The organism is Candidatus Bathyarchaeota archaeon, from assembly GCA_030739585.1.
Lineage (GTDB): Archaea > Thermoproteota > Bathyarchaeia > TCS64 > TCS64.
The window spans coordinates 160,292-184,492 of sequence record JASLYX010000001.1 but is presented as its reverse complement, the minus strand read 5'-3'; the positions used below and the strand labels follow the sequence as shown (position 1 = coordinate 184,492).

Annotated in this window: 27 protein-coding genes and 1 tRNA gene; 13 read left to right on the top strand and 15 right to left on the bottom strand. The window is 50.5% G+C overall.

The features are described 5' to 3' along the window. Nucleotides 1–99: 99 nt before the first annotated feature. On the top strand, nucleotides 100–921 hold the full coding sequence (locus tag QGG23_00925; protein MDP6047999.1) for a D-aminoacyl-tRNA deacylase: 822 nt from the start codon (nucleotides 100–102) through the stop codon (nucleotides 919–921). 265 nt (nucleotides 922–1,186) lie between these two features. On the opposite strand, the gene QGG23_00920 is transcribed toward QGG23_00925, so the two are convergent. Beyond that, nucleotides 1,187–1,354 (bottom strand): DUF72 domain-containing protein, encoded by a 168-nt coding sequence (locus QGG23_00920; GenBank protein MDP6047998.1) that lies wholly within the window; start codon nucleotides 1,352–1,354, stop codon nucleotides 1,187–1,189. A 133-nt stretch (nucleotides 1,355–1,487) separates the two neighbouring features. Between QGG23_00920 and QGG23_00915 the strand changes: the two genes are divergently transcribed. Next, nucleotides 1,488–1,991, top strand: a complete 504-nt coding sequence (locus tag QGG23_00915; GenBank protein MDP6047997.1) for a cupin domain-containing protein — start codon at nucleotides 1,488–1,490, stop codon at nucleotides 1,989–1,991. Between the two features lie 5 nt (nucleotides 1,992–1,996). Here the strand turns inward: QGG23_00915 and QGG23_00910 are convergent, their stop codons facing one another. From QGG23_00910 to QGG23_00900, 3 genes are all read right to left on the bottom strand, one after another. Next, on the bottom strand, nucleotides 1,997–3,031 hold the full coding sequence (locus tag QGG23_00910) for an ornithine cyclodeaminase family protein (protein MDP6047996.1): 1,035 nt from the start codon (nucleotides 3,029–3,031) through the stop codon (nucleotides 1,997–1,999). Nucleotides 3,032–3,915: 884 nt separating this feature from the next. After that, entirely contained in the window at nucleotides 3,916–4,059 is a 144-nt protein-coding gene (locus QGG23_00905) for a hypothetical protein (GenBank protein MDP6047995.1), read from the bottom strand. Nucleotides 4,060–4,189: 130 nt separating this feature from the next. Further along, nucleotides 4,190–4,534 carry a TIGR04076 family protein gene (locus QGG23_00900; protein ID MDP6047994.1) on the bottom strand — a complete coding sequence of 115 codons (345 nt, stop codon included), beginning with the start codon at nucleotides 4,532–4,534 and terminating at the stop codon, nucleotides 4,190–4,192. A gap of 334 nt (nucleotides 4,535–4,868) precedes the next feature. Between QGG23_00900 and QGG23_00895 the strand changes: the two genes are divergently transcribed. Beyond that, a complete protein-coding gene (locus tag QGG23_00895; GenBank protein ID MDP6047993.1) occupies nucleotides 4,869–5,396 on the top strand; it encodes a hypothetical protein in 528 nt (175 codons plus the stop codon). Between the two features lie 45 nt (nucleotides 5,397–5,441). Here the strand turns inward: QGG23_00895 and QGG23_00890 are convergent, their stop codons facing one another. Then, on the bottom strand, nucleotides 5,442–6,125 hold the full coding sequence (locus QGG23_00890; protein ID MDP6047992.1) for a 16S rRNA methyltransferase: 684 nt from the start codon (nucleotides 6,123–6,125) through the stop codon (nucleotides 5,442–5,444). Between the two features lie 51 nt (nucleotides 6,126–6,176). Here QGG23_00890 and QGG23_00885 point away from each other — a divergent pair, with 51 nt between their 5' ends. The 4 genes from QGG23_00885 (at nucleotide 6,177) to QGG23_00870 (ending at nucleotide 7,800) form a co-directional block, all read left to right on the top strand. After that, a complete protein-coding gene (locus QGG23_00885; GenBank protein MDP6047991.1) occupies nucleotides 6,177–6,404 on the top strand; it encodes an NFYB/HAP3 family transcription factor subunit in 228 nt (75 codons plus the stop codon). Nucleotides 6,405–6,496: 92 nt separating this feature from the next. Next, a complete protein-coding gene (locus QGG23_00880) occupies nucleotides 6,497–7,027 on the top strand; it encodes a stage II sporulation protein M (protein ID MDP6047990.1) in 531 nt (176 codons plus the stop codon). Between the two features lie 47 nt (nucleotides 7,028–7,074). Next, the gene (locus QGG23_00875; protein MDP6047989.1) at nucleotides 7,075–7,521 is read left to right on the top strand and encodes a C-GCAxxG-C-C family protein; all 447 of its coding nucleotides are present in this window, start codon (nucleotides 7,075–7,077) and stop codon (nucleotides 7,519–7,521) included. 90 nt (nucleotides 7,522–7,611) lie between these two features. Next, nucleotides 7,612–7,800, top strand: a complete 189-nt coding sequence (locus QGG23_00870; GenBank protein ID MDP6047988.1) for a hypothetical protein — start codon at nucleotides 7,612–7,614, stop codon at nucleotides 7,798–7,800. A gap of 239 nt (nucleotides 7,801–8,039) precedes the next feature. Here QGG23_00870 and QGG23_00865 read toward each other — a convergent pair whose 3' ends face one another. Beyond that, complete coding sequence (locus tag QGG23_00865) at nucleotides 8,040–8,768, bottom strand: anaerobic ribonucleoside-triphosphate reductase activating protein (GenBank protein MDP6047987.1); 729 nt, start codon at nucleotides 8,766–8,768, stop codon at nucleotides 8,040–8,042. A gap of 102 nt (nucleotides 8,769–8,870) precedes the next feature. Here QGG23_00865 and QGG23_00860 point away from each other — a divergent pair, with 102 nt between their 5' ends. Beyond that, nucleotides 8,871–9,608, top strand: a complete 738-nt coding sequence (locus QGG23_00860; GenBank protein MDP6047986.1) for a SagB/ThcOx family dehydrogenase — start codon at nucleotides 8,871–8,873, stop codon at nucleotides 9,606–9,608. A 78-nt stretch (nucleotides 9,609–9,686) separates the two neighbouring features. Here QGG23_00860 and QGG23_00855 read toward each other — a convergent pair whose 3' ends face one another. Next, nucleotides 9,687–10,148: a flavodoxin domain-containing protein gene (locus tag QGG23_00855; GenBank protein ID MDP6047985.1), complete on the bottom strand. Its 462-nt coding sequence runs from the start codon at nucleotides 10,146–10,148 to the stop codon at nucleotides 9,687–9,689. A 70-nt stretch (nucleotides 10,149–10,218) separates the two neighbouring features. Here QGG23_00855 and QGG23_00850 point away from each other — a divergent pair, with 70 nt between their 5' ends. Continuing rightward, nucleotides 10,219–11,079 (top strand): radical SAM protein, encoded by an 861-nt coding sequence (locus tag QGG23_00850; protein MDP6047984.1) that lies wholly within the window; start codon nucleotides 10,219–10,221, stop codon nucleotides 11,077–11,079. A 272-nt stretch (nucleotides 11,080–11,351) separates the two neighbouring features. Here QGG23_00850 and QGG23_00845 read toward each other — a convergent pair whose 3' ends face one another. From QGG23_00845 to QGG23_00835, 3 genes are all read right to left on the bottom strand, one after another. After that, nucleotides 11,352–14,159 (bottom strand): pyruvate, phosphate dikinase, encoded by a 2,808-nt coding sequence (locus QGG23_00845; GenBank protein ID MDP6047983.1) that lies wholly within the window; start codon nucleotides 14,157–14,159, stop codon nucleotides 11,352–11,354. A gap of 122 nt (nucleotides 14,160–14,281) precedes the next feature. Further along, entirely contained in the window at nucleotides 14,282–14,605 is a 324-nt protein-coding gene (locus QGG23_00840) for an HNH endonuclease (GenBank protein MDP6047982.1), read from the bottom strand. A gap of 110 nt (nucleotides 14,606–14,715) precedes the next feature. Continuing rightward, nucleotides 14,716–14,791, bottom strand: a tRNA-Gln gene (locus tag QGG23_00835). 841 nt (nucleotides 14,792–15,632) lie between these two features. Here QGG23_00835 and QGG23_00830 point away from each other — a divergent pair. Further along, nucleotides 15,633–15,938, top strand: coding sequence for a YhbY family RNA-binding protein (locus QGG23_00830; GenBank protein ID MDP6047981.1), 306 nt, complete (start codon nucleotides 15,633–15,635; stop codon nucleotides 15,936–15,938). Here QGG23_00830 and QGG23_00825 read toward each other — a convergent pair. From QGG23_00825 to QGG23_00810, 4 genes are all read right to left on the bottom strand, one after another. Next, nucleotides 15,935–16,543: a methyltransferase gene (locus QGG23_00825; GenBank protein MDP6047980.1), complete on the bottom strand. Its 609-nt coding sequence runs from the start codon at nucleotides 16,541–16,543 to the stop codon at nucleotides 15,935–15,937. The two genes, QGG23_00830 and QGG23_00825, sit on opposite strands and share 4 nt — an antisense overlap. Before the next feature lie 132 nt (nucleotides 16,544–16,675). After that, the gene (locus QGG23_00820; GenBank protein MDP6047979.1) at nucleotides 16,676–17,659 is read right to left on the bottom strand and encodes an RNA-guided pseudouridylation complex pseudouridine synthase subunit Cbf5; all 984 of its coding nucleotides are present in this window, start codon (nucleotides 17,657–17,659) and stop codon (nucleotides 16,676–16,678) included. Nucleotides 17,660–17,903: 244 nt separating this feature from the next. After that, on the bottom strand, nucleotides 17,904–18,554 hold the full coding sequence (locus QGG23_00815) for a hypothetical protein (protein MDP6047978.1): 651 nt from the start codon (nucleotides 18,552–18,554) through the stop codon (nucleotides 17,904–17,906). A gap of 516 nt (nucleotides 18,555–19,070) precedes the next feature. After that, entirely contained in the window at nucleotides 19,071–20,207 is a 1,137-nt protein-coding gene (locus QGG23_00810) for a galactokinase (GenBank protein MDP6047977.1), read from the bottom strand. A gap of 554 nt (nucleotides 20,208–20,761) precedes the next feature. Between QGG23_00810 and QGG23_00805 the strand changes: the two genes are divergently transcribed. Genes QGG23_00805 through QGG23_00795 form a run of 3 tightly spaced genes read left to right on the top strand, consistent with a single transcriptional unit; the run spans nucleotide 20,762 to nucleotide 23,509 of the window. Beyond that, on the top strand, nucleotides 20,762–20,968 hold the full coding sequence (locus tag QGG23_00805) for a CopG family transcriptional regulator (protein MDP6047976.1): 207 nt from the start codon (nucleotides 20,762–20,764) through the stop codon (nucleotides 20,966–20,968). A gap of 10 nt (nucleotides 20,969–20,978) precedes the next feature. Next, nucleotides 20,979–22,124, top strand: a complete 1,146-nt coding sequence (gene sat / locus QGG23_00800) for a sulfate adenylyltransferase (protein MDP6047975.1) — start codon at nucleotides 20,979–20,981, stop codon at nucleotides 22,122–22,124. Next, nucleotides 22,121–23,509 carry an alkaline phosphatase family protein gene (locus tag QGG23_00795; GenBank protein MDP6047974.1) on the top strand — a complete coding sequence of 463 codons (1,389 nt, stop codon included), beginning with the start codon at nucleotides 22,121–22,123 and terminating at the stop codon, nucleotides 23,507–23,509. The genes sat and QGG23_00795 overlap by 4 nt, the downstream gene beginning before the upstream one ends. Nucleotides 23,510–23,840: 331 nt before the next feature. Here the strand turns inward: QGG23_00795 and QGG23_00790 are convergent, their stop codons facing one another. Further along, nucleotides 23,841–24,200, bottom strand: coding sequence for a S6e family ribosomal protein (locus tag QGG23_00790; GenBank protein MDP6047973.1), 360 nt, complete (start codon nucleotides 24,198–24,200; stop codon nucleotides 23,841–23,843). Between the last annotated feature and the right edge of the window lies 1 nt (nucleotide 24,201).

The window sequence follows — 24,201 nt, the reverse complement described above, 5'->3', positions numbered from 1 at the left end:
CTTCTTTCTCCGGAATCCCCAGGTGTCCCTGCTTCCCCACTCTAACCTAAAAGATATCAGCGGCCGCCCCTCCCTAATAACAGTCTATGAGGTGCTGAAATGGGGAATATTGGAATCGCGTTATCACCCTCCGATCCCGCGGGGGCGAACATGCTCAACATATTTAGGGAGCTGGGGTTCTCGGAGACCGAGGACGCTTCAGTTCTCAGTATGGGCGATACATATATGCTCGTGGTAGAGCCCCTAATCGTCCCTGAGGAAAGATACAAAGTCCCCCCGGAGCCTAACCCCTACCCCACAGACTTCGACGGATTTGCTGAGACTTACGGACTTGACTATATCATTATCGCCTCAAGGCACTGGGCCAAAAGCGGGCAGCCCAGTTTCACCGTTCATCCCACTGGGAACTTTGGGAAGGCAATGTACGGAGGCAGGACCCGGGAGCTCCAACCCACTCTCGCGAACCCTATGCGGGACATTTACTTGGAGCTCTCTGAGAACCCTCCGAAGGGATTCAAAGTCTCCATGGAGGCTACTCACCACAGCCCCACCCAGTTTAAGACCCCAATGTTCTTCGCCGAGCTAGGAAGCCGCAAGCAACAATGGAAGGACCCAGGGTCAGCCCACTATCTAGTGGAGGCGGTCCTCGAGGGAATAAACACCAAAGGGAAAGTTCCCGTGGCTATAGGCTTCGGCGGGGGTCATTATTGCCCCACCTTCAGCGTCCTAGAGGAGGAGACCGCCTTCGGTCACATCGCTGCAAAGTATGCCATCGACCTCCTATCGCCGGAGCTCATCTCCCAGATGCAGGACAAGACCCTTGACGGTGTCAATCATGCTGTCCTTGACAAGGGTCTTAAAAGTCATCAGAAGAAAAAAATCCAGGTCGCCCTCAGTAAGCTTAAGATAGAGGTCAAGTAAAGGCATCAATATGCTACGATGGCCCGCCAGATCTCCCTGTTCACCCACATCAACGTGAGGAGCTCCGGGGCTTGGCTCTCAGTGAGGCTCAGCAGAAATTTCGCGATGTGCTTGCATATCCTCTTTCTCTCAGCCTCTTTCCTCCAGTTATCACAGTCATGAGTCCCCGTCTTCGAGTTCCTGTCGATCTCTATGGAGTATCGCCGGACCCTAGCCTCGACCCGGTCCCCAGAGTTGAAGTTAATATCTAGCTCGACCCCCTTGTTTAGATCGAGCCATTTGTCGTGGGTGATGACCCCTGGGAGCTTGAGAGCATAGATAAACCCCGGTGGGCGCTCCTGTACCAGCCCTCCACTATCTTGGGGGTAGGATAGTGGTAGAACGTGATGTTTATCTCTGTGGTGTCGAAGACCTTAGTGTAAGCGATTAGCATCCCTTTCTTACTATAGTAAAAGGGGCCCTCTCACTCATAATAATACCATCCGTTTGTCCCCCACCCCTAAACTCAACCATTCTTACCGATCAGCCTTATGTTGAAGGGCGAATAAAGTTTCCCAGAGACTAATATGAGCATTAAAATCAGGAAGCTCTCAGAGGAGCCAGGGATTACGGAAACCAATGAGGGTTTCAACGGAGTCAACTCCATCTGGGCGGTGCTCAAGAGAACCGACCTGAAGGGATTCTCCTCCCGCATTTTCCGGATGGAGCCGGGGGGGCACACCACAAACCATACCCACGATCGGGAGCACGTTGTAGTCGTCATATCAGGGGTCTGCAGGGTTGAAGGAATACATGATCCAGTGACCGTAAGCTCTGGGAGCATCATCACGGTGCCCCCCAACCTCTTTCATAGTTTCTCCAATCCGGGAAAAGACCGTTTGGTCCTCCTAATTATGAATATGTTCACTAATATCGGTGCTTCTGAGGGTAAGAACGAAAAAAAGGAAGCTGATGAAGAGTCGGCACTCAGCGCGCGCGTTTCCGAACTGGGGCTTGATATGATCCGAAGTCGGGGCCTGCTATGGATGATAATAGTTCGAGGCTGTAATTTTCGTTTATTCGGCGAATAGGCTGGTTATAAGTTAAGAGAGAATGACTTTTGGTCATCCTTCTCTACTCCAAGGCCTGCCTCCTTAACCTTCTCGTAGAGGAGGTATGCGACACCGGCGGACTGCATATGGGTGCCATCGCTCTCGAAGAAGGTGATCTCGGAGTCACCCTCTCTCCCCGGCTTCATCCCTGCGACCACCTCCCCGATCCTGCCGTAGATATCGTCTAAGCGTATTATCCCCTGCCGAATGGGATCGGCGATCTCCTTGATCTTGAGGCACTTTTCCCCGTCGATGACAATCTTGTCAGCCCTCCTGACAGCCTCGGCATCTAGCTCTGCCTTCATGGGGCCGTCGGCTCCCATGCCTGAAATATGAACCCCCGCCCTTAGCCACTCTCCTTTGACGATGGGCTCTGTGGCATATGTGGCCGTTATCAGGACGTCCGCACTAGTCACGACCTGCTCCACTGTCTTCGCTGCGGTTACGTCGACCCCCAGCATCCTCCCTATATCAGAGGCGAAAACCTTATCCCTGCTCCGACCGGAGTGGACGTAAACCCTGTCAAAATCCCTCACTTTCGATAGGCAGAGGAGAGAGGCTCCGCCTATCCTGCCTGTCCCAATTACTCCTACCTCGTCTATGTGTTTCCGAGCCAAATACTTCGCCCCAATGGCTGCGGCGGCCCCGGTCCTAAGGTTTCCCGTTTTTACGCCTCTCGTCCTCTCGCCTAGAGGAGATCTGCTCCTCTTGATGATCGCGATTATGCTACCGTCCTTGGGGTCGACGAGGTGGTTACAGTACCAATTCTGGTCGAAGTGGAAGGAATGGGAAAGCACCACCACTCCCGTCTCCTCGAGATAGGCCATCCCCTGCCCCACGCTCGTTGTTCCCGGGGCGATATGGGGAAGATTCTTTCCTTTAATCCGAGCCTCATGCCTTGGAGTATCGTACGCTAGGCCCCGGCCATCCTGGTTATAGACCCCTTCAACGGCCTGGATGACCTCCTCTGGGGTGACCTCGATCCTTGCGATATCCTGATCGCTGATGAATAGAACCATGCCTCTAAAGTCTCACGAGGTTGGAGATAAAATTTAGGCCCCACACACACCTATCTCTATCTATCCCTATCTACAAACACATACACATTTGGTGTTAAGTGTGAATTATTGAACGTTTTACTTTAAAGTGGGCTGGGGTCTCCTTTTGGAAAGGTCGGCCTTCTTGCGGCCTCCCTTTCACGATTTGAAAGTCCCGTCCTTGTTACATACTAGGGCGCGGGCTCTCTCTGGTGTCCATTTCCCCATTAGAGAGCCAGCCAAAGCGCGATGGTCTCATGATTGTTGATGTCTTGCCACTTGAAAAGGCGACCCTGTAAGCGGTAATTGTCTATGACAAGGGCGGCCCCTAGAACCACTAAAACTTAGAAAGGTTTTGGAGCCATTTAATTAGCCGCTCGCGCGCGCGCGGCTTTGTAGCAAGGGTGTAACCGACCCACGCAAGGATGAGATGAAACATCCCGACCATGATAATGTTGGAGACCTGGAGTGTCAGCAACTTCCACTGCGACATGAATAGCAACCAGAAATAGACCACGTACCCTGCGAGGCTTCCCAGGAAGATTATCCAACCGAGTGCACGGTCATTAGCCATATTTATCAACCATTAATTTTGGCTCTTATTTAATAATTCTACGGTTGTGCCTGATTTATGTTCAGGTTATCTCTTAGGCGTTAAACGTTATACCCCGGTACCATCATCATTCTGAGACAAGCATGAGACTCGCAGCATGAGCGGTAGTTCGTGCACCCCGTCGTCCTCCGTTATGTGTGTGTGGGGGGGATAAAATTTAGGCCCCAAACCCAAACCCAACTACCTATCCATCTATCTCTATAGCCCTATCTACATACAAACAAACACATACACATTTTGTGTGAATTGAAGATCAGGTGGGTGGAAGCTGGATATTTGTTTCAGAGAGCACAAGGGCCCAGTATCCCTTCCCAGGATCAAATGCAGTTGCTGATGCATAACCCGTACCGATCCAAGTCACCAGCTGGTAGAACCCAAAGAAGACCATATTAACCATTAATTTGAAGGTCTTAAAGTCCTTAGAATAGAAGACTGCTTTGTTTACCCTTGATATGGCACGCGAATCCCCAAGAAAACCTGTTAAAGGAAGGCTGAAAATTGTCGGTAGAGATTTCCTACTACCCGGGTCAAATTCTTTCAAGCTTGTAGAGGACCGGCCTCAAGCCGTCGGTACAGCAGGATACCATAGTCCCCTCCTTCTTCATCCAGGGGAACTCGCCTCCTAGAGCGAGATGCACCACGTCCCTCTGAATGTCCGTCCAAGCCCAGCTGCAAAACCCCTCGGGAGCTCCCATGTTTCTTGAGATGAACTCGTCCCCAAGCCTTACGGCGCTGCATGAAGGCTTAGCCTCCTCATTGGCGTACTCTTTGAATATTTCATCTGTCTCGAGCTTCTTGATCACTGTAATCTTGACGTCGCTGAACTCCATGTGCGGTCGATAAATTTTCTTGAACCATCGTATATCAATCATTCGTGCACCCCGGTAAATATTTGGCCAAGCACGTGCGCTCGTATCGGTGACTGTAACCCCTGTCTCTATGGGAAAAGAACTGCCTCGAGTTCGACTAGGCGAAGAGGTGTATCATGTCGGTGTATGAAACAGTGGCCAGAGGTTCCTTGAGGGGTACAATGCCGACTGCTGGTCCAAGATACTCGACCGCGCGTTTGCCTAATCAAAAACAAATAGACTACTAATCCGGTTCATCGATTTTTCCAGCTATTAACTGGTCACAGCACATTTTACTTTGGGAAAATCTGGCATTTGATTTAAATCCCGGGGACTTTGGATAAAGATCGGTGTTCTAATGACCAAAGCTACCGAAGAGATGGTTTACCTCAGCGAGGCGGAGAACGAGGTCAAGGTGGTGACCCAGAGGCTTGCCCTCCTTCACTTGGCATTTGGGCGAGTTCTAGTGGATGAGTTTGGGTGGGAGAAAGGAAAACAGCTTATAATGGACGCAATCAAGGAGTACGCCCGAAGAGTCGCTGAGAGGACCGAGGCGGGCCACCAGGGGCTTCCCAAGTACGGCTTTTGGGAGCGCAGGGAGAATGGCCCCCCCATCTGCGAGCTGGGGAAGATCGTTAAGGATTATGGTGAGATGGATATTGGAAGCCTGTATTGCCTCATAGACCCCGCGAAGATCATGTGGGCAAACCCGGATGAAAAGATGATCCACACCAAGGCCCTTACAGCCGGGGACAACTGCTGCGAGTTCGAGACCATCCCCACCTCCCAGAAGGACCGAGATGACCTCTTCGGAGAGAGTCGCGACTGGTCTCACGTCGACCCGAGACTCTACAAGTTCTATAAGAAGAAAGAGAGGAAAGTGTAGCCTCGAACTTGATTCATGAAATAATTTTCCTGATAGTAGATCTGCCTAATCCGTCTTGCCTGACGCCTTCTCGTACCCGTAGATGAGCCTAGAGGTCACTACCCATGCCTGGAGGGACTCAGGGTAGATACTAAAAGCCTCATCTGCGAGGGCCAGAGTCTCCTTTGCCATGGATCCGTGGGGGAACGCCCCTATGAATACGGCAGGGACCTCCTCAGATGCAAGCCTCGATGCCACATCTTCTAGATCCGAGGGCACCCCGTGGCTAGTGAGGGCAACCGTCAGGGTCGGGGAAATATCTGATTTGAGGTTCTCAAGTCCCTGCTTGGCGAGCTTCATCAACGGCTCCTCATCTCCTGGAGGGACCTTACCATGCACAAAAAGCTGCTCCACGAGGCTGTTGAACCTATTGCAGTCATAGGGCAGCCTAGCCTCAGGGGAAATCTTGATGGAGTATCCCCCGAAGGTGTGGATCCACGTGGATAGGCGCCCCTCCCGATTAAGAGGAGAGCCGAGGGCCTCTAGGAGACAGATGTTTGTAATATCTGGTCTTCCCCGCTTATGGCCATCGGGTATCCGGTCCATCACGGGGTGGTGGAGGCTCCTGTTGAGGAGGGTTTCCCCAGGGGGCTTCTTCCTCCTCTTAGCGTTCCTCCTCACTGAAGGATGGCCGATGATACCGGGGGGAACAGCCTCGAGAGCGGCCTCAACAAACACAAGATGAAGCATTTTTGCAGAAGCTAAAATAGGCAGTGCTCTTCATAAGTCTAAGTGATGTCCTTGGCAGAAGAATTCACCCTAGCCTCTATCCGGAGGCTCTTTAAAAAACGTGGCAATCTCAGGGTGAGCGAGGGCGCAGCCGAGGAGCTCCGTAGAGCGCTGGGAAAATATGGTTCGACCTTGGCTGAGGCCGCTATAGCCAACGCCTCTGGCGATAGTCGAAAGACAGTCACCGAGAGGGACGTGACAGCGGCCATGGAAAAGTTGGTTTTTGGAGGGGAGACTTAGCCATCACCCAACGTCGGGAAAGGCCCCTCGGACTGCGGAGACTCATCTTCGGGAAACAGGCGTCCTACGTCAGGTCACTCTCTCCCCTCTTCATGATCTGCCTAGTCAGCTTCATATTCTCACTAATCTCGGGTTTTTACCTCGGAGACTCTATCTCCACAGAGTTCCTCGAGGAGATTATGGGAGCCCTCCCCGACATTGAGGGATTTGACATAATCCAAATATTCACATTCATCGTCTTCAACAATATCACTAAGAGCTTCCTTTGGATGGTCCTTGGCATCATGGGGGGGCTTCCCCCTCTGTTTTTTGTGGTGCTTAATGGCTTCTTCATAGGCCACTTTTCATACAATATCGCCCAAGATTACAGCCTCAGCTTCATTTTGGCGGGTCTAATCCCCCACGGCATCATAGAGCTCTCTACTATACTCCTGAGCTCAGCGGCGGGGATGGGCCTAGGATATGCGTTGCTTGATCGACTGAGGGGCCATGGAAGCATAAGGATTGAGTTCGGGAAAGCCTTTGCCCTCTTCATCACGAAGGTCATCCCCCTGCTGATACTTGCCGCAGGGCTCGAGGTTAGTCTAACCCCTCTTATTTTGGACCTCCTTGGCTTTGTCTAGGCTCTACCCGTAAACCTTTTCTAACCCCTTTCTGAGAGAAACCTACCATGATCGTGAGGGATGGGAGGAGGTTCAACTGTTGCGAGAGCGTTCTTATCATGGTGGATGAGAGGCACCCGCTAAAAGGCTTTGAGTCGAACATCATGAAAACAGCATCATCCCTCGGTGGGGGGGTAGGGGGCTGGGGGAGCGCCTGCGGGGCCGTGACTGGAGCGGTAATTGCGCTCAGTTTAATCTATGGGACCGAAGGGGACGAGACCCTCGGAGAATTCACGGGTAAGCGGACACATCAAAGGGATATGAGTCAAAAGCTCCTGAGGGAGTTCGAGGACACCTTCGGCTCAGTAAACTGCAGGGAGCTACTTGGTATAGACCGCCGGACCGATGAGGGTAAGGCCCGCTACCAAGAGATTAAGGAGCAATGCACTGACATGTGTAACGACTTTGTCGATTGGGCTGCGAGGAGAGTCATGGAGACCCTCGACGATAACTGAAGAGCTCTCCTGCGACCTCTCTATGAGGGCTGTTCTATTAGACCATATGATCACCCTGATTAATTCAGCTTACCACGAATCTTCGAATTCGTGAGAGCTCCGGTTGAAAAGAGGAAACTTATAATCGATCTCGAGATGGTCTCCGCAAAAAGTCATAGATCTACCTCTGCACCGCGTCGCGCGCATGTGCACGATGGCCCAGGTCATGGGCACTACGTCAACACTATCCTAGAGGTAACCTTTGTCCTCGTGATGTGTCTCGACCAGCTAAACCGTTGAAATCCGGAATAGTCACTGTTGAACTATGAGAGAGCGCCTGAGGAAATTATTGAGATTTGCTGATGCTGTGTCTGTATAGGTGGAGAATCAAGGGCTAAAAGATCCAACAGATGGAGCTCTTTCCAACGTGCCACACTAAAGAGGGCTTCTCTGAAATCACTGAAAGGAGAGATCATTAAGTTGTTCTGAATGACATATAATGTACAATTATCTGAGGTTATCGAGGATCCGGGCGGGTTTTAAAACTCGATCCTTACCTCTGCAAAATAAGGCGAGATCCGGTCTCTCATCTTCTCGAGCTCATTTATCCTGAAAGGGCGGATGGAGTCGTACTCTGGGTCAAGGCAACCCCCTGGCTTGAATTGTCGGATGACAAACCTCCTAGAACCTATTAGGGTCTGGGCAATCTCCTCGATGTCCCTGGCCTCAATGAGACCGGGGACTACAGTGGTACCAAACTCGTAGTCAATATTCCCCCTTCGGAGGAGTTGGATACTCTTCTCCACATCTTCGATATTCACCTTGTTCTGAACTACCTCCCTGTAGCGATCCAGGGGGGCCTTGATGTCTAACGCGACGTGATCTAGGACCTTCTCCTCTAGCAGCTTCTTGATCCTCCTGGGGCGGGTGCCGTTGGTGTCCAGCTTGATCTTGTACCCGACGGACTTGACCTTGAATGCGAACTCTAAGAGACCATTGTGGATGGTGGGCTCTCCACCACCGATGCAGAACCCGGTGAGGTACCCCCTCACCCTGTATAGATGGGACAGGATATCATTGAAGGTGACCCAGTCCATTCCAAGAAAGTCGAAGATGAGATCCTGGCGGGTGCAATAGGGGCACCTGAAGTTGCACCCTGGAATGATTGCTTTGGCACAGAGGCGGCCGGGGTAGTCCCGGAGGCTAAGCCTTTGATACCCCACAATGGGCATCCAGCTTCGTCTCCTGTTATTTGTCACCGACCTCATCCTATCCCCCCTTCCTTGGACTTTCGTATTGAGGGGGAGCCCCGTCCTTAAACATATTGAGGTTATATCTTGGGACCATCTCCATTGATACCTGAATCATACATGAGGGGCATCGGAAAGGAGTTCATGAAGAAGACCCGTTATGGCCACCTAGAGAAGTCTGACCAGAGAAAGGGGCTTCCCCAGCCCCCGCTCGAGTTGCCTCTAGGGGAGGGGCAAGTAGTTGTTGCCCTCCCGCGGCCCGAAAAGCTTGACCTGGGACACGTAGACTTCAGAGATGTGTTAGAGGGGCGCCGGAGCGTTAGGGACTACTCAGAAGAGGCCTTCACCATCGAGGAGTTGTCATGGCTCCTCTGGGCCTGCCAAGGTGTCAAGGACATCGTGGCGCGGCCGGCTACTCTTCGAACGGTCCCCTCCGCAGGAGCCCGTCACCCCTTTGAGACATTTCTTCTCGTGAACAACGTGGAGGGCCTTGCTAAGGGCGTCTACAGGTTCCTCGCTTCAGAGCATAAGCTCGCCGCAGTAAACCTAGAAGAAGACATCGCGGATCGTGTCACCGAGGGCTGCTTCAGGCAGAGGTTTGTGAAGAACTGTTCGGCAGTCTTCATCTTCACGGCGGACCTGAACCGTATGTACTGGAGGTACGGGGAGAGAGGCTATAGGTACTTGCACCTCGACGCCGGTCACGTCAGCCAGAATCTGTATTTAGCGGCAGAGGCTATAGGGGGAGGGGCCTGCGCCATCGGAGCGTTCTATGACGCGGAGCTGAATCGTACTCTGGGCATCAACGGCGAGAACCATTTTGTAGTATATATCACCACCACAGGGAAAAAACGGTAGCCTGGTTTTTTTTACTCAGTTTATAGGCTGCCAATAAACTAGCGGGTAAAAGAGCTCTGGCGGATTAATAATGGAGGGTTAAAGGGCCTCGGTAAATTTTTTGGCCCATTCTCTGCATTCACTTAGGTGGACATCAGGGTGATACTGGAGGTCTGTGCCCACCTCTACGCATGCGTCTTGCTCAACTTTGTATCCGAGGTCCCTAACGTAGTCATTGAATTTCTGCTCCATCACCCAGGCGCCGTCCCATCCATATGTCCCGAAGACAGCGGCTTTTTTCCCCTTAAGCTTCACCTTCCCGATATCGACCGCTCCCTTCAGGTTTTCTAGGAAGCTCCGCATCGCAGGGGTCACGTTGGCGTAGTTACATGGACTTCCGAAAAAGGTGCCGTCTGAGTCCTCCAGCCTCGAGAGGGGAAATGGCTCTCCGATCTTCTTTAACTCGACGGATGCGCCCCAAAAGCCTGCGCCCTCTGCTACCGCCTTGGCCATCTTCTCGGTGTTCCCGGTTTTGCTGTCGTATATAACCATAACCTTCATTCGATTTATTCTCCAATATGGACTCTATGCCGGTTGACATCCTCAATTTCCCTCCTGGTTTATATATAGGTTGTCGGGAAAACTGGAGATTGATACTTGGCAGTTCCAAGGAAGCTCTTATCCTATGGTTAGTGAAGGAGAGGTTACATGCAAGACCCTGATGGGACGTAGTAGAATCGATGGCGTAGACTACACATTAAATCCCTACCTTGGTTGCGCCCACGCATGCGTCTACTGCTACGCCAGATTCATGAGTAGGATGGGGCACAAGGGGGAGAGATGGGGGAGCTTCGTAGACGCCAAGGTAAATGCCCTAGAACGGCTAAAAACTGAAATACCCAAGAGGAGGCATGGTTTAGTGTTCCTCAGCAGTGTAACAGACCCCTATCAGCCCCTAGAGAAAAAGTATGAACTCACCCGGGGCAGCCTCAAGCTCCTTCTCGAGCATCAGTTTCCCGTGAGCATCCTTACCAAGTCTGATCTCGTCCTCAGAGATCTTGACATTATCAGAAATTTCGATACCATCGAGGTAGGCTTTACCCTTACATCGTTCAATGACGTTGCCAAAAGAGCCTTCGAGCCCGGATCCTCTCCTATCAAGAAAAGGCTGGCTGCCCTTAAAGAGTTGAGCCAGGAGGGTATCCCCACTTGGGCCTTCATCGGGCCCGTGCTTCCCTACATCACAGAGAACGGTCTAGAGCTCCTTCTAGACGAGCTCGCAGGCTGTGTTAATCGGATCCTGATCGATAAGTTGAACATTAAAGCTGGAAACATGCCTGACATACGGAAATCCCTATCGAAGCACTACCCCGAATTGCAGCCTCTCTTTGAGATGGCCCTGAAAGGAGATTCAAGCTATTATGACGGATTCAAGCGGATGGTGTCGGAGATGTGTCATAAGCGCTTGATACCATTCGAGGTACTCTACTAATCCTTCTCCAGGACTTCGATGTTGTGACCGTCAGGGTCATTGAAGAAGGTAATACGCTTACTGTTAGCGAGATTTTTCTTCCTGAGTTCTAATCATATACCCTCAAGTTTAGACTCTGGCGTCGTAGTCGTCTAAGCTTTAGGCGGTTTTGTTCCATCTGCCTTAGAATTGGGTTCGCGCGCTTATCCCTCAATCTGAAGCTCGCGCCGTAGACAACGGATCTCTTCCCAAGATTATTCACGTACAAGAAGATGCGGACCAACTAATAATTACTAGTCGCCTCTGTGCTTCAGCTCTGACTGGGCTGCAGCAAGCCGCGCTACGGGCACTCTAAAGGGGCTACAGGAGACGTAGTCGAGCCCAGCGATGTGGCAGAACTCGATGCTGCTGGGGTCACCCCCGTGCTCGCCACAGATCCCCACCTCGAGACCTGGTTTGGTCTCCCGCCCTTTCTCTACGCAGATGGACATTAGCTGTCCGACGCCGTCCCAATCAAGCTGCTTAAACGGGTTCCCTGGGAGAAGGCCTCTTTCCACAAAGTTTAGGAGGAACTTCCCCTCAGCATCGTCCCTGCTGAGCCCGTAGGTCATTTGGGTGAGGTCATTGGTTCCAAAGCTAAAAAAGTCGGCTGATTTTGCGATCTTGTCCGCGGTGAGGGCGGCCCGGGGTATCTCGATCATAGTGCCGAACATGTAGTCCACCTTAATCCCCTTTTCCGCCATAACCTTTTTTGCCTCTTTCTCAAGCTTCCCCCTCTCCATCTGGAGCTCGTTGACGTGACTGGTGATAGGTATCATCACCTTGGGATGGACGTCGAATCCCTCCTTTGCCTTGTTGCATGCGGCCTCGAACAAGGCCCTGGTCTGCATCTCTGTGAGGCCGGGGTACATGAGCCCGGCGCGGCACCCCCTGAGACCCAGCATGGGGTTGGTCTCCCACATACTCTCCACTTTCATGAGCATCGCCTCCCTCTCCGCGAGCTCCTCTGGGTTCTCACCGGTGCACCTGAGTGTGGTGACCTTTTCGATGAGTGACTCCCTAGGGGGCAAGAATTCATGCATTGGGGGGTCAATGAGGCGGATGATGACGGGGTAACCGTCCATCTCCTCAAAGATCCCCTCAAAGTCCTTCCTCTGAAAAGGAAGCAATGTCTCTAGGGATGCCCGATACTCCTGCACAGCCGGGTTAGCATCGGCGTCGACTTTGTACGCCTTGATCTCTGCCTCTAGATTCTTGTTGCATGGGTCGACCTCCAGCCTGTTCTCGAGGTCAATGATCTTCCTGAGGATGGGAGCTGCGGTATCAGATTGGAGAATCATCTTGACGATGTTCTCCCTCCGGCTAACTTTCTCTCCCTCCTTGTCGAAGAACATGTGCTCCGTCCTCGCGAGGCCAATGCCAGTAGCTCCGAATAGGCGAGCCCGTCTTGCGTCCTCTGGGGTGTCCGCGTTAGCCTGGACCCCGAGTCTCCTGATTTCGTCGGCCCACTTCAAGGCCAAGCTGAGCTCTACCTCCTCCTCAAATTGGGGTATCATGGTCTCAATGATCCCCGCAAAGACTTCTCCCGTGGCGCCGTCGATGCTGATAATGTCCCCCTCTTTGAATATCCTATCCTTCACGGTGAAAAGGCGGTTGTGTGTGTTAATTCGGATTTCCTCGGCCCCCGCGACGCAGGGTTTTCCCCATCCCCTAGCGACTACCGCCGCATGGCTTGTGCCCCCGCCGTGCTGGGTGAGAAATCCTTGGGAGACGATCATCCCATTGACGTCGTCGGGTGTTGTCTCGGGACGGACCATGATGACTGCATTTCCCTGCTTCCCACTCTCTTCGGCCCTGTCCGCATCGAATATGATCATCCCGCTTGCGGCCCCTGGGGATGCGCTGAGCCCCACTGTGAGAAGGTCCCCCCTCTGCCTCGCCTCCTCCTTTGAGGAGGGAGCAAACTGAGGATGAAGGATCTGGTCTATGTTATCGGGGGTTATCCTCATAATCGCGGTCTCCTTGTCGATTATCCCTTCGTTCGCCATGTCCACGGCGATTTTAATATGGGCCCGGGCCGTCCTTTTACCCGTCCGGGTCTGGAGGATGTATAGGACCCCCTTCTCAATTGTGAACTCCACGTCCTGCATGTCAGTGAAGTGGTCTTCCAGCTTCTCAGCGATGTTTTTGAGAGCCTCATAGTGCTGCGGATGTTCTTGTTTGAGATCAACAAGCTTGATAGGGGTTCTTATGCCAGCCACGACATCCTCTCCCTGGGCGTTGAAGATGAACTCCCCAAACAGGTCATTCTCTCCGTTCCCGGGGTCCCTGGTGAACAGGACGCCGCTTCCCGAGTCCCATCCCATATTCCCAAAGACCATAGTCTGCACATTGCAGGCCGTGCCTATCTCATCAGGGATGCCCTCCGCCTTGCGATAGGTAATGGCCCTGGGAGTGTTCCAAGAGTTGAAAACTGCAGCAATGGCCAGCTTGAGCTGCTCATAAGGATCGGTGGGGAAGGGACTTCCTACAACTTTCTGGTAGACCTTCTTCATCCCCTCAACTGTGCGCTTAAGCCCCCTAATGCTTATGTCGGTGTCATTCTTGACGCCCTCTTTTTCTTTCTCGAGTTCATGGACTGCGTCGAAATTTCCCCTCTCAGCTCTCATCACAACATTCCCGAACATAGTTATGAGCCTCCGGTAGGAGTCATAAACGAACCACTCGTCTCCAGTAAGCTCGACGAGGGTTTTTGCAACACCGTCGTTGAGGCCTAAATTTAGGATAGTATCCATCATCCCTGGCATTGAGATGGGGGCACCGCTCCTCACCGAGACCAGTAAAGGGTTCTCAGAGTCATTGAGGCGCTTTCCAGTATTCTCCTGTAGATGAAGCACGTGCTCGAGGGTCTCCATCCAGAGTCCCTCCGGAAACTTCCCCTTTGCCTCGAGGAAATCGTTGCATGTGTTCGTAGTAATAATGAAGCCAGGGGGGACTTTGAGGCCTAGGTTTGTCATTTCTGAGAGGTTTGCCCCCTTCCCACCAAGGAGGTCCTTCATCTCCTTGGTGCCTTCCCTAAAAGTATATACCCGCTTGACCATGTGACATCTCTCGTCTGATTTAGCCACACATTATTGTTTTTAGGGAGAGTCCAAAAGTCGCGCGCGCGAATGCATGCGCCACCCTATCCTCACTCCGCTCCTTTTCCTGGCTACCGAAGGATTTAAACTCCTGTGTTACGACCGCCACTGACCAAAACCCGGTGATCTGAATAGACGGGTTCAGACGCTTTAACTGGACATTGGAGAGGACCATCACCTGTGACAACACTGTTTTTCGTATGGAGGGGTATTAAGTTTGACAATTTATCACCATTATTAGAGTCAATACTATGAATTACCCAACCCCATTCAGAATCTCTGTCTCCATAACGGATTTTAAACAACCAAGCTCCGCATTTATCTTTCCGCCATCTATGAGGATCATACCCATCAACAGGTTTGCCTTTATCCCATACTGCTTGAATTTTAGTTTTATCAACTTCCATTATAATCCCTTATTTCAACGTTTAAATCAAGTTTATTTAATATTTACTACGCGCACATCCCCATAAAGGAGTTTCTTGACGGAACGTATCACGCGCGATAAAAAAAATAGTGGTAGCCCGGGCGAGATTCGAACTCGCGTCGGAGGGTCCAAAGCCCTCTATCCTTGTCCACTAGACGACCGGGCTCCAGAAACCATACAACCCACGTCTCGATATAAATACACCCGATTTATCCTCTCCCACAGAACCCCCGAATTCAGGAACACGAGCAGATTGTCCAGAGAGGATTTATTAATCATCCAACACATTACCTAAAAGGTATGGGCATATGTACACTTTGCGGGAGTGGCGGCGAAGGCATCAGCACCCTAGGCGCTAGCCACAAAGAGCTCGGGTGGATCATGGTATGTCAAAACTGCTGGAGGAACCTTTCCGACACTAACCGTATGGTTGCTGGCTCCTCATGCGCGGGTAAATGTGCCACATGCGCCCGGTAATACAACAAAAGTCTTTATCCCTAAGCGCTAGGAGATATGTGTCAACCAAAAGAAAATATTACCTCGTCCCCCTTTGAAAAAGCCTCCAACCAATTCTGAAACAAAACAGGGCTAATGGGCCCAACCAGTGATTCACAGATCTATATACCGAGGGGTCTATAATCCAAAAGAAAACCATGACAGCCAACGGAAAGAACTGAAAACAACGCTCACCCCATTCGATCCTAGTTGAAATGTTTGGACAGTAAAAAAAAACACTATCGTATGCTGCAAATCATAACAGACAAACAATCCAACCCCCAGCACAAGATAAATGCCAACAACCGTCAAACGATCCAAACTAAATACAAGATCCTAGCACAACTTAGATACTCTAGAAGGATACCTTTAGACATGTCATGCTCAAGACCGCAGATTTCTGGAAAATCCTTGTTTAATATAGTAAAGGTCACAATGGACTCCCTCTCCCCGGCCTCATTCACAACCCTAAATGGAAACCAATTTAAGAAACGGGGAATACGGAACTCGGCATGTACCCCCTCACCCCCAGACAGATACGCAGCCTTAAGAAACAAGCCCACAGCCTCAAACCCAGAGTCCAAATTGGAAGAAACGACATCACTGAGGCCACAATTTCCAATATCGATAAGGTCCTTAAAGACCACGAGCTCATCAAGATTAAATATCTGGAACACAAAGCCCAGAGGAAGATTATAACAGCCAAGATCGCAGCGGAGACAAGGAGCAATATAATCCACGAAATCGGCAACACAGCTATCCTATACCGCAGAAGTGCTGACTATTCCAAGAGAGGCATTAAACCCGGTAAACCCTAGTCCCTCACTGACATCAGCACCCTATAACCCCCGCCTCTGGCCAACACCTCAACTCCTCCGAAGGTTTCCTCCATCATTGATGCCAAAGTCCGGCCGCCCTTCTGAGATTGAACGACCACCTGCAGATTCCCCCCCAACTTTAGGTGATTTGCAGCCCCCTTCACCAAGGGTCTCACCACCTGCCTCAACCCTGCGGAGAACGGGGGATTTGAGAGCACCGCACTAAAACGCATGCCCTCCAACGGTACGTAGAGATCACCCTGTACCACCATGCCCTCCACCCCATTCCTCTCAAGATTAAGCCGTGCCAAGGAGGTCGCTCGCTCATTAATATCGGCCATCCAAACCTCCAGAGCGGGAGCCAATCTTTTCGCTACCACTCCCACAACTCCATATCCGCAGCCCATATCTAGGACCCGCCCCTCATCAGGCAAAATCATTGACTCTACAAGCAAACGGGTGCCGCGATCTATCTTGCGGACGGAGAATGTCCCAGATGAGGTCACAAACTCCAAGTCCATCCCCCGGAGCCTCCCTCTCACCAGCCCCCGTCTCTCAGGTGAGACCGGATTCTCAGAGAAATAGTGTTCTCCTATTACCACCACCCCCAGGGCACACAAACAAATACGCACCCAAACCTATAAACACACCACCGGAAAAGAGAGATTCAGGACGTGTAAGGAAAAAAGAAACTCTTCCAGGCTGGAATATGAACCAACGTAGCGAGTTAAACCTAATTACCACATGCGGGGATAAACGCCCCTCCGCATGATCACCCTGAGAGGCCTAGCAGTGATCCCCTTTTCTGAGCCAGTAATATTCTCCGTCGTCACTTCGGCTACCATGAGAGCTACAGCTTCGTCTTTTTGCGTCATCACGGCCACCATTGAACCCGGCTCAATTCCTGAGCTTAAACGGAGCACCCCGGGCATAGCCAAAGCGGCGCCATTACAAAGAGCCTCCACAGCAGAGTCCCTCACCCAGATCTTAGGTAACAATCCTAATGCATCCTCAAGGGGACGGATCACCTGCCTCAACATGGCCCCATCATCCCCCTCCCTCAAGAGGTCTAGAGCCTCTGATAGATCATACATCGACATAAGATCCTCCTCAGTGAAAGGTCCGCTCCTAGTACGTCGCAACTCCTGCATGTGAGCACCACACCCCAGGATCTCCCCAACATCATAACATAATTTTCGAATATATGTCCCGCTTTGGCAAGCAACCCGGAAAAGCCAGTTCCTTCCGCTCCCCTCATGATAATCAATCCCATAAACCATCCGGGTCCGGAGCCTACGCCTCACCGATGACCTCACAGGAGGTCTCTGAAAAACCTCGCCCACGAACTGCCCGAGAGCACCCATGACCCTTGACTCATTGACATCAGTATGAGTCCGCATCATGCACACATACTCCTTCCCAGACTCCAGAAGCGCCTGAACCACCTTCGTCGACTCTTGGAGACCAATCGGCAGAACACCCGTCACTTTAGGATCCAAGGTCCCACCATGCCCCGCCCTATCCAACTCCAGCAGCCGCTTCACCCAAGCCACGATCTCGTGGCTTGTAGGTCCAGACTGCTTATCTATCACGATAATCCCATACTTGACATACTCCTCCAAGGGCCGCCCCATTGGATTAGTTCCTAGAGAGGGATCAGTAGCCTCCTCAGCCCTAACGACAACCGATCTCTCCAACTTCCAAGTAGGAACGACACCCATTACGAATCCACATCCAAAGAGGAACACGCTAGTATAAATCATGCTGCGGAGTAAAGAGGCACCCCATAAAACACATCACGCAATGAAAACAAAAAGAGATCAAGAGCATTGAAAAAGACTCAAAGAGGCTGATAATCAGATATTATACAAAATATTGTATGTCCATGATGTTCGTCATAAAAAAAAGAAAAATGAAGGATACCTAAACGTTCATACCTAAATCTATTAGGGAAAAAGCGAAGAATCATTCATTGACAACGTCCGAAAGAGCCTCGGCAAAGATATCCCCAAACTCCGTTAGACTAATGACTTTCATCTTGGATCCCTTATCAGCATCCACCAAGCCCCTCATTTCCAACCGGTTTATAATCCGACTATACCTGTTCCGCAGAGTCGAACTCGCGGCTTTATATCCCGACCACCTGATGATGTTACTGATTGATCTTGCCTCACCACCATGGCTGTAAAGTAGCTTCAGGATTTTCTTCTCAACCTCCCACTCTTTCTCCTCATGTTTTGTATTTGGCTCAAGCCGGTAACCGGGTAGACTGATCTCCATTGGATCCATGCTGGGCTGATTCCGGGCGGTTTTAAACCAATTCTCGAATCGGTCGTCTCCAATACGACCGTTAATATACCAAGCTGGCTGTTTAGACGGAACGGTATATACACGGGCATTTCGGAACATCAAAGTAATAGTTAAAGCGACACCCTGTGTGAGGTTGGTTGTAGAGGTGATGTCTATAAGTACCTCTTCTCCATCGGATCTAGCCTGAGAAAAAATACCGTAAAGAGTTCGGAACGCGTCTCTATGATCCATGGGGTCGTACCCCACCATTATGGGATCCATGATTTCGAGCCTCTCTTTTAGGCTCTCAGCGTTGCTCCGAGACATGTAAGAAAAAATGGCAGTCTGATCCTCAGATTGAGTATTGCTGAAAAGTAGATATAGTCGCGTTATCCCCTGCCGTTTACTCCAAAATCGTATACCATTAAAGGGACGACGGAAATGCGTCCCAACGAGACAAATGACGATAGTCATATAAATCCTCCGTGACGACTGGCAAAGGATAATTTATCCGCTGGATTATTTAACAATTATGAAATTAATAAGAAAAATTAAGATCATTACAAATATTTGAGACATATTAATGATAAAATGGAATATAAAATATTTACACAATTATTTGCGGACATTATAGGCAGAATGAGAATACAATGAAATAACGCTTGGAGAAGGATCTTTATCTTCAACAGTATTATTCACATAAGCTAATCTGATATATCTAGGATCGGAACGGCGACCGGGCATCTCGCCCTATGAATTAGGTAAGTGGTCTCTGATTTGTTCATGGGGATAACGCTACTAGCTGGGCCTGTTTTTACTTTTTAGGGTGGATTATTGAAGGGGTTAAACGATGTAGGTGTCTGCTTGGATGCCTGTGGCATTTTGGTAGTGTTTAACGATGATTTTTATAAAACAGGAGATTTCCTTTTTATCGACGAGGTTGACCGTACATCCTCCGAATCCAGCGCCTGTCATGCGGGCTCCTTTTATACCGGGGGTATTTCGGGCGGCCTCGACGAGAGTGTCGAGTTCAGGGCTGCTTACCTGGTAGTGGTCTCTCAGGCTTTCGTGGGATGCGTTCATAAGGGTTCCGAGATGCTTCAAGTCCCCCCTTTGGAGGGCTCTGGTGGATTGGAGGACTCTCTGGTTCTCGGTAACGACATGATAACATCGGCTCCAGATTGGTTCGGGGAGTCCGTCTAACTCGTGGAGTTGGTTGATAGATAAGTCCCTGAGGGCCTTGATTTCCGGGATACTCTGTCTGACCAGTCTCACGCCTTCCCGGCATTGCTTCCTCCTCTCATTGTAAACCGAGGTAGCGAGTTTTCGTTTGATCATGGTGTTCACAATCACGAGGGAGTGGTCTAGGGAAAGAGGGATGTTCTCATAGTAGTTAGTCCTACAGTCTAAGAAGAGGGCATGGTTCTCTCGTCCCAAGGAGGCAACGAATTGATCCATGACGCCGCATTGGACTCCGACAAATTCGTTTTCGGCCTTCTTGCCTATATATGCGATCTCAAGGGGGGTAATATGGAGCCCGTTGAGGTCTTTGAGGAGTCTAGCGGTGGATATCTCGACGGCGGCGGATGAGCTAAGCCCCGCTTCTTGTGGGAGGTCTCCTTTGAGGAGTATATCGCATCCGGAGAGGTGTTGGCCTTGGTCCAGTAGTGCCTGAGTGGTCCCTTTGAGGTAGTTTGTCCAGGGGTGCAGTTGGTCGTACTGGATATCGTCCAAGGAGTAGGATGTCTTCTGGTGATAGTCTGCAGCGTAAATGTTGATAAAGTTACTCCAATTCGGTCTCCCTGCTGCGTAGACTCTAAGGTCTAAGGGTACAGGGAGAACATAGCCTTCGTTGTAGTCCGTGTGCTCCCCAATGAGATTAACCCTTCCCGGGGCGCTGCAGATGAGGAGGTCTCTGCCTCTGTTCGGGTAGATGGTATCGAAAAGTGCTTTCATCTGGGCTTCTGTGGTGTGGACCATCTATTGTATCCTTGTTTGGAGTGATGGGCATGGGTTCAGCTAAATGTTCCCTTTGAGAAAGATGACCAATCGATAGGTCATAATTGAGTGCGTCAATACCCTGTCCTTTAGGGGGAAATGGGTTTTTGTTTTGTTTGAGGGGTAATTAGGGGTTTTGAGGTGTTTTCTAGTTTATTCCAGGGTTTGTTTGGTACCGGAAAGTTACTGAATTTATAGGATGCTTGTAGTGAAGATCTTTTCTAGTTCCTTCAGGTGTTAGACTGTGTCTCACGTGTCCTTCTCGATCTTTAATGGGGGGGAAGCTGAGAGGGATATGTTTTTTTAATGATATCCTTAAAAATTTCTGACGCGTGCTCTACGAAGTTTAGTTTAAGGATGTGTTCTCCGATTCTGGTAGGGCGTTCGTCTTTTTTCTCCAGTTGGTGAGTGTATATGCACTATTAATATAAATGTGAAATTAAATTTATGGACAATCCACAAAGCAAAATGCTTCTCATTGGGTATAAACAGTTTTATAGTGGCGTCCATGAACGGTTCTGACTCAGGTGTGATAAATGGTCAACGAAACGGATTTCCTTATTAGTATTCCTTATGAGCTCTACAAGAAGGTCAAGGAAAAAATCTCGGGTACGAGCTTTGCCTCAGTTGAGGAGTATATCGTGAGCATGCTCGAGAAAGAGTTCCCGGCTGAACCAGTATACACCAAAGAGGAGGAGGATCTCATCAGGGAACGCCTCCGCCGACTAGGATACATTGAGTGAGGATCATCATATGCTCCCTCCCCATGGCGGCAGGCTCATAAACAGACTCGTTCCAGAGAAAGACCAAGCGAGGCACCGGGAAGAGGCTACCGAACTTTTCGAGGTATCTGTCTCGCCAGAGATTAGAAAAGATTATGAGAGCATATCATATGGACTTTTCAGCCCGTTAGAGGGCCCCCTGATGGCGAATGACTACGCGTCTGTAGTTGCCAACGGGCGACTAGAAAATGGCGTCCCATGGACCTTCCCAATCGTTCTAGACATATCAGAGAAAGTAGCAGCGGAGATAAGTGAAGGAGATGACGTGATGCTTTCCCAATCCGGGGAGCCGTTTTCTATTCTGCACGTGGAGGATAAATACACGCTCAATAAGCGAGTTCACGCGAAGGAAATTTTCAACACGGTTGAGGCTGCCCATCCAGGGGTTGCGCGTACAATGGAAATGGGTGAAGTGCTTCTAGGAGGGAATATCGAGCTTTTTGAGGACTCCCCGGGAAAGTTCCCGAGGTACCGGTTAAAGCCCAAGGAGACCCGTTTCCTCTTCAACGAGATGGGATGGAAGAACGTCGCTGGCTTCCAGACACGGAATGCCCCTCATATAGGCCATGAGTATATTCAGAAAACATCTCTTGCCTTCGTGGATGGGCTTTTCATCAACCCTTTGATTGGCAAAAAGAAAGCAGGAGACTTTAAGGATGAAGTGATCATCGACTCTTACGAGGCTCTCATAAAGAACTATTATCTGAGGAACTCAGCAGTCATGGTCACCTTAGAGATGGAGATGAGGTATGCGGGGCCTAGGGAGGCGATATTCCACGCTATCGTAAGGAAGAATTACGGTTGCACCGTCTTCGTGGTGGGACGGGACCATGCTGGAGTCGGGAACTATTACGGCCCGTATGAGGCCCAGGATAAGTTCCAGGAGTACCCTGATCTGGGGATCGCCCCCATGTTCTTCCGGAGCTTCTTTTACTGTAATAAATGTGGGGGAGTAGAGAACGATAAAGTCTGTCCACATGGTGATGAACACCATGTAAACTTCAGCGGAACCAAGATGCGGGCTCTCTTGAAGAGCGGGAAGAGACCATCTAATGAGATGATGCGCCCCGAGGTAGTGGATGCCATATTAAAGCATCCTGAGCCGTTCGTGAGATGATGAATATGCGGAAGGCAATCATTGTCGGGCTTGACTGCGCGGCTCCTTTGCTTCTTTTCGAGAGGTTCATCGATAGACTCCCCAACTTTCGCAGGCTCATGGAGAGGGGGATCTATGGTAAACTTGAGAGCAGCGACCCGCCGATCACTATACCCGCCTGGACTGTGATGGCCTCCAGTAGGTCGCCGGGTTCTCTAGGGCTTTATGGATTCCGGCACAGGCTGAACAACTCATATAATGACATTTGGATAGCGTCCTCTCGGAGGGTGCAAGTCAAGAGGATCTGGGATTATGTCTCCGAAGCTGGCGGAAAGTCCTGTTTGGTTGGCATTCCTCCCAGTTACCCACCATATCCAATTAACGGTTGGTTGGTCGGAGGCTTCATCACCCCAGATACGAGCAGGGATTTCACCTATCCGCCTGAACTCGGCGAGGAGATCAAAGGTGTAGTCAGAGACTACGCTGTAGACGTAGAGTTCCGTATCGAGGACAAAAGAGGCCTCATTAGAGAGATCAATCAGATGACTGAGAATCACTTCGAGGCGATTAAGCACCTTGCTACAACGAAGGACTGGAACTTTTTCATGTTTGTGGAAATCGGCCTAGACCGGATCCACCATGCCTTCTGGAAGTACTTCGACGAGGAACATAAACTCTACGAACCCGGGAGCGGGTTCGAAAATGTCGTGGGAGACTATTACGAGCTCCTGGATAGAAAACTGGGTGAGCTCTTGGAGATCGTGGAAGATGATACGGTAATCTTTGTCGCCTCTGATCATGGTGGGAAGGCGATGAAGGGCGCATTTTGCATCAACAAATGGCTTGAGGAACAAGGCTTGCTGAAACTGAAGCGGCCGGTTGAGAAGGTCGTAAGGCTGAACGATGCCGATGTGGACTGGCAGAAAACGGTCGCATGGGGGTGGGGCGGCTATTATGCCCGGGTATTCCTAAACCTAAAGGAAAGGGAAGATCAGGGAGTCATAGATTTCAAGGACTATGAGGCTATGCGTGATGAGATTGCCCAGAAGATCATGAAAATCAGAGGGCCCAACGGCGAGAAATGGGACACGAGGGTGCTAAAACCTGAGGATATTTATAACGAGACCGGTGGAGACCCCCCAGATCTGATGGTCTACTTCGACAACCTTAACTGGAGATCAGCTGGAACCATGGGGCATCCTAATCTATATCTCCCTGAGAACGACACGGGACCTGACGACGCTGTTCATGACAAGATGGGGCTTTTTATCTATTATGACCCCCGAGAGAATCATAAAGGCAAAGTTGTAGATATGAATATTATAGATGTAGCCCCGACTCTCCTGGAAGTTATGGGTATCCCGGTTCCCGCGGACATGGAAGGCAAAGCATTATTGTCCTATTGAAGACGTTGAAGCGTTTAAAGAAAAAGAGCCAGAAATAGCATTTCAAAAAAGGGATAGAAGGTTTCATTGCAAGATATAGACGGTCTATAGTGCACACGTTTGGTCCAGACGCCCCTCTCCCTAGGAGTATCTGATCTATGAGTAAAATCGAGAGAGTACAATTTACTTCAATATCCCTATCCGGGAAATCGAGCGTAAGGCACCCATGAATGACCTTGACCGAGCTACCAAACGCTCGGTCGTGCTCGGGGGAATTTAGCCAGATGTAAAAGACGTTTAATTTCCTAGGATGTAAAGCCTCTTCCGTCGGCTCCTCTAGCCCGGAATTTGCCTACTTTTTCTGGACCTGGGGCTTTTTGACCATTTTGAAGTTTAGGAAAGTCGTCTCTGCGGTCACTGTGTTCCCCCGGACAACCACCCTCTTCCTCTCCCCTTTATTCTTGGGTTTAAAACCAACCCCGCCGCTCAGGACGACTCTGACCTTGACGCCTCCGTGAACGTCCGGGCGCATTGGTATCCCGTCCTTGTCGGTGCCCCCTGTGAGCTGAAGCATGTAATCTGTGAGATCCGCAATGGTGCCATCAATTGTCTCTCCTATCCTCAATCCCACAAGTGGGGGCATCCTCGCGTCTTCTAGTTCAACCTTTTCGTTTGTCCCAGCCTCGGGGTTAGCGATTATCAGTACAGGCATT

What these genes read in the sequence shown, in the direction of transcription:
- QGG23_00925 (MDP6047999.1), top strand. Translation starts at nt 100, where the DNA reads ATGGGGAATATTGGAATCGCGTTATCACCCTCCGATCCCGCGGGGGCG.
- QGG23_00920 (MDP6047998.1), bottom strand. Translation starts at nt 1,354, where the DNA reads ATGCTAATCGCTTACACTAAGGTCTTCGACACCACAGAGATAAACATC.
- QGG23_00915 (MDP6047997.1), top strand. Translation starts at nt 1,488, where the DNA reads ATGAGCATTAAAATCAGGAAGCTCTCAGAGGAGCCAGGGATTACGGAA.
- QGG23_00910 (MDP6047996.1), bottom strand. Translation starts at nt 3,031, where the DNA reads ATGGTTCTATTCATCAGCGATCAGGATATCGCAAGGATCGAGGTCACC.
- QGG23_00905 (MDP6047995.1), bottom strand. Translation starts at nt 4,059, where the DNA reads ATGGTTAATATGGTCTTCTTTGGGTTCTACCAGCTGGTGACTTGGATC.
- QGG23_00900 (MDP6047994.1), bottom strand. Translation starts at nt 4,534, where the DNA reads ATGATTGATATACGATGGTTCAAGAAAATTTATCGACCGCACATGGAG.
- QGG23_00895 (MDP6047993.1), top strand. Translation starts at nt 4,869, where the DNA reads ATGACCAAAGCTACCGAAGAGATGGTTTACCTCAGCGAGGCGGAGAAC.
- QGG23_00890 (MDP6047992.1), bottom strand. Translation starts at nt 6,125, where the DNA reads ATGCTTCATCTTGTGTTTGTTGAGGCCGCTCTCGAGGCTGTTCCCCCC.
- QGG23_00880 (MDP6047990.1), top strand. Translation starts at nt 6,497, where the DNA reads ATGATCTGCCTAGTCAGCTTCATATTCTCACTAATCTCGGGTTTTTAC.
- QGG23_00875 (MDP6047989.1), top strand. Translation starts at nt 7,075, where the DNA reads ATGATCGTGAGGGATGGGAGGAGGTTCAACTGTTGCGAGAGCGTTCTT.
- QGG23_00865 (MDP6047987.1), bottom strand. Translation starts at nt 8,768, where the DNA reads ATGAGGTCGGTGACAAATAACAGGAGACGAAGCTGGATGCCCATTGTG.
- QGG23_00860 (MDP6047986.1), top strand. Translation starts at nt 8,871, where the DNA reads ATGAGGGGCATCGGAAAGGAGTTCATGAAGAAGACCCGTTATGGCCAC.
- QGG23_00855 (MDP6047985.1), bottom strand. Translation starts at nt 10,148, where the DNA reads ATGAAGGTTATGGTTATATACGACAGCAAAACCGGGAACACCGAGAAG.
- QGG23_00845 (MDP6047983.1), bottom strand. Translation starts at nt 14,159, where the DNA reads ATGGTCAAGCGGGTATATACTTTTAGGGAAGGCACCAAGGAGATGAAG.
- QGG23_00840 (MDP6047982.1), bottom strand. Translation starts at nt 14,605, where the DNA reads ATGGAAGTTGATAAAACTAAAATTCAAGCAGTATGGGATAAAGGCAAA.
- QGG23_00830 (MDP6047981.1), top strand. Translation starts at nt 15,633, where the DNA reads ATGTACCCCCTCACCCCCAGACAGATACGCAGCCTTAAGAAACAAGCC.
- QGG23_00820 (MDP6047979.1), bottom strand. Translation starts at nt 17,659, where the DNA reads ATGGGTGTCGTTCCTACTTGGAAGTTGGAGAGATCGGTTGTCGTTAGG.
- QGG23_00815 (MDP6047978.1), bottom strand. Translation starts at nt 18,554, where the DNA reads ATGTCTCGGAGCAACGCTGAGAGCCTAAAAGAGAGGCTCGAAATCATG.
- QGG23_00810 (MDP6047977.1), bottom strand. Translation starts at nt 20,207, where the DNA reads ATGGTCCACACCACAGAAGCCCAGATGAAAGCACTTTTCGATACCATC.
- QGG23_00805 (MDP6047976.1), top strand. Translation starts at nt 20,762, where the DNA reads ATGGTCAACGAAACGGATTTCCTTATTAGTATTCCTTATGAGCTCTAC.
- sat (MDP6047975.1), top strand. Translation starts at nt 20,979, where the DNA reads ATGCTCCCTCCCCATGGCGGCAGGCTCATAAACAGACTCGTTCCAGAG.
- QGG23_00795 (MDP6047974.1), top strand. Translation starts at nt 22,121, where the DNA reads ATGATGAATATGCGGAAGGCAATCATTGTCGGGCTTGACTGCGCGGCT.
- QGG23_00790 (MDP6047973.1), bottom strand. Translation starts at nt 24,200, where the DNA reads ATGCCTGTACTGATAATCGCTAACCCCGAGGCTGGGACAAACGAAAAG.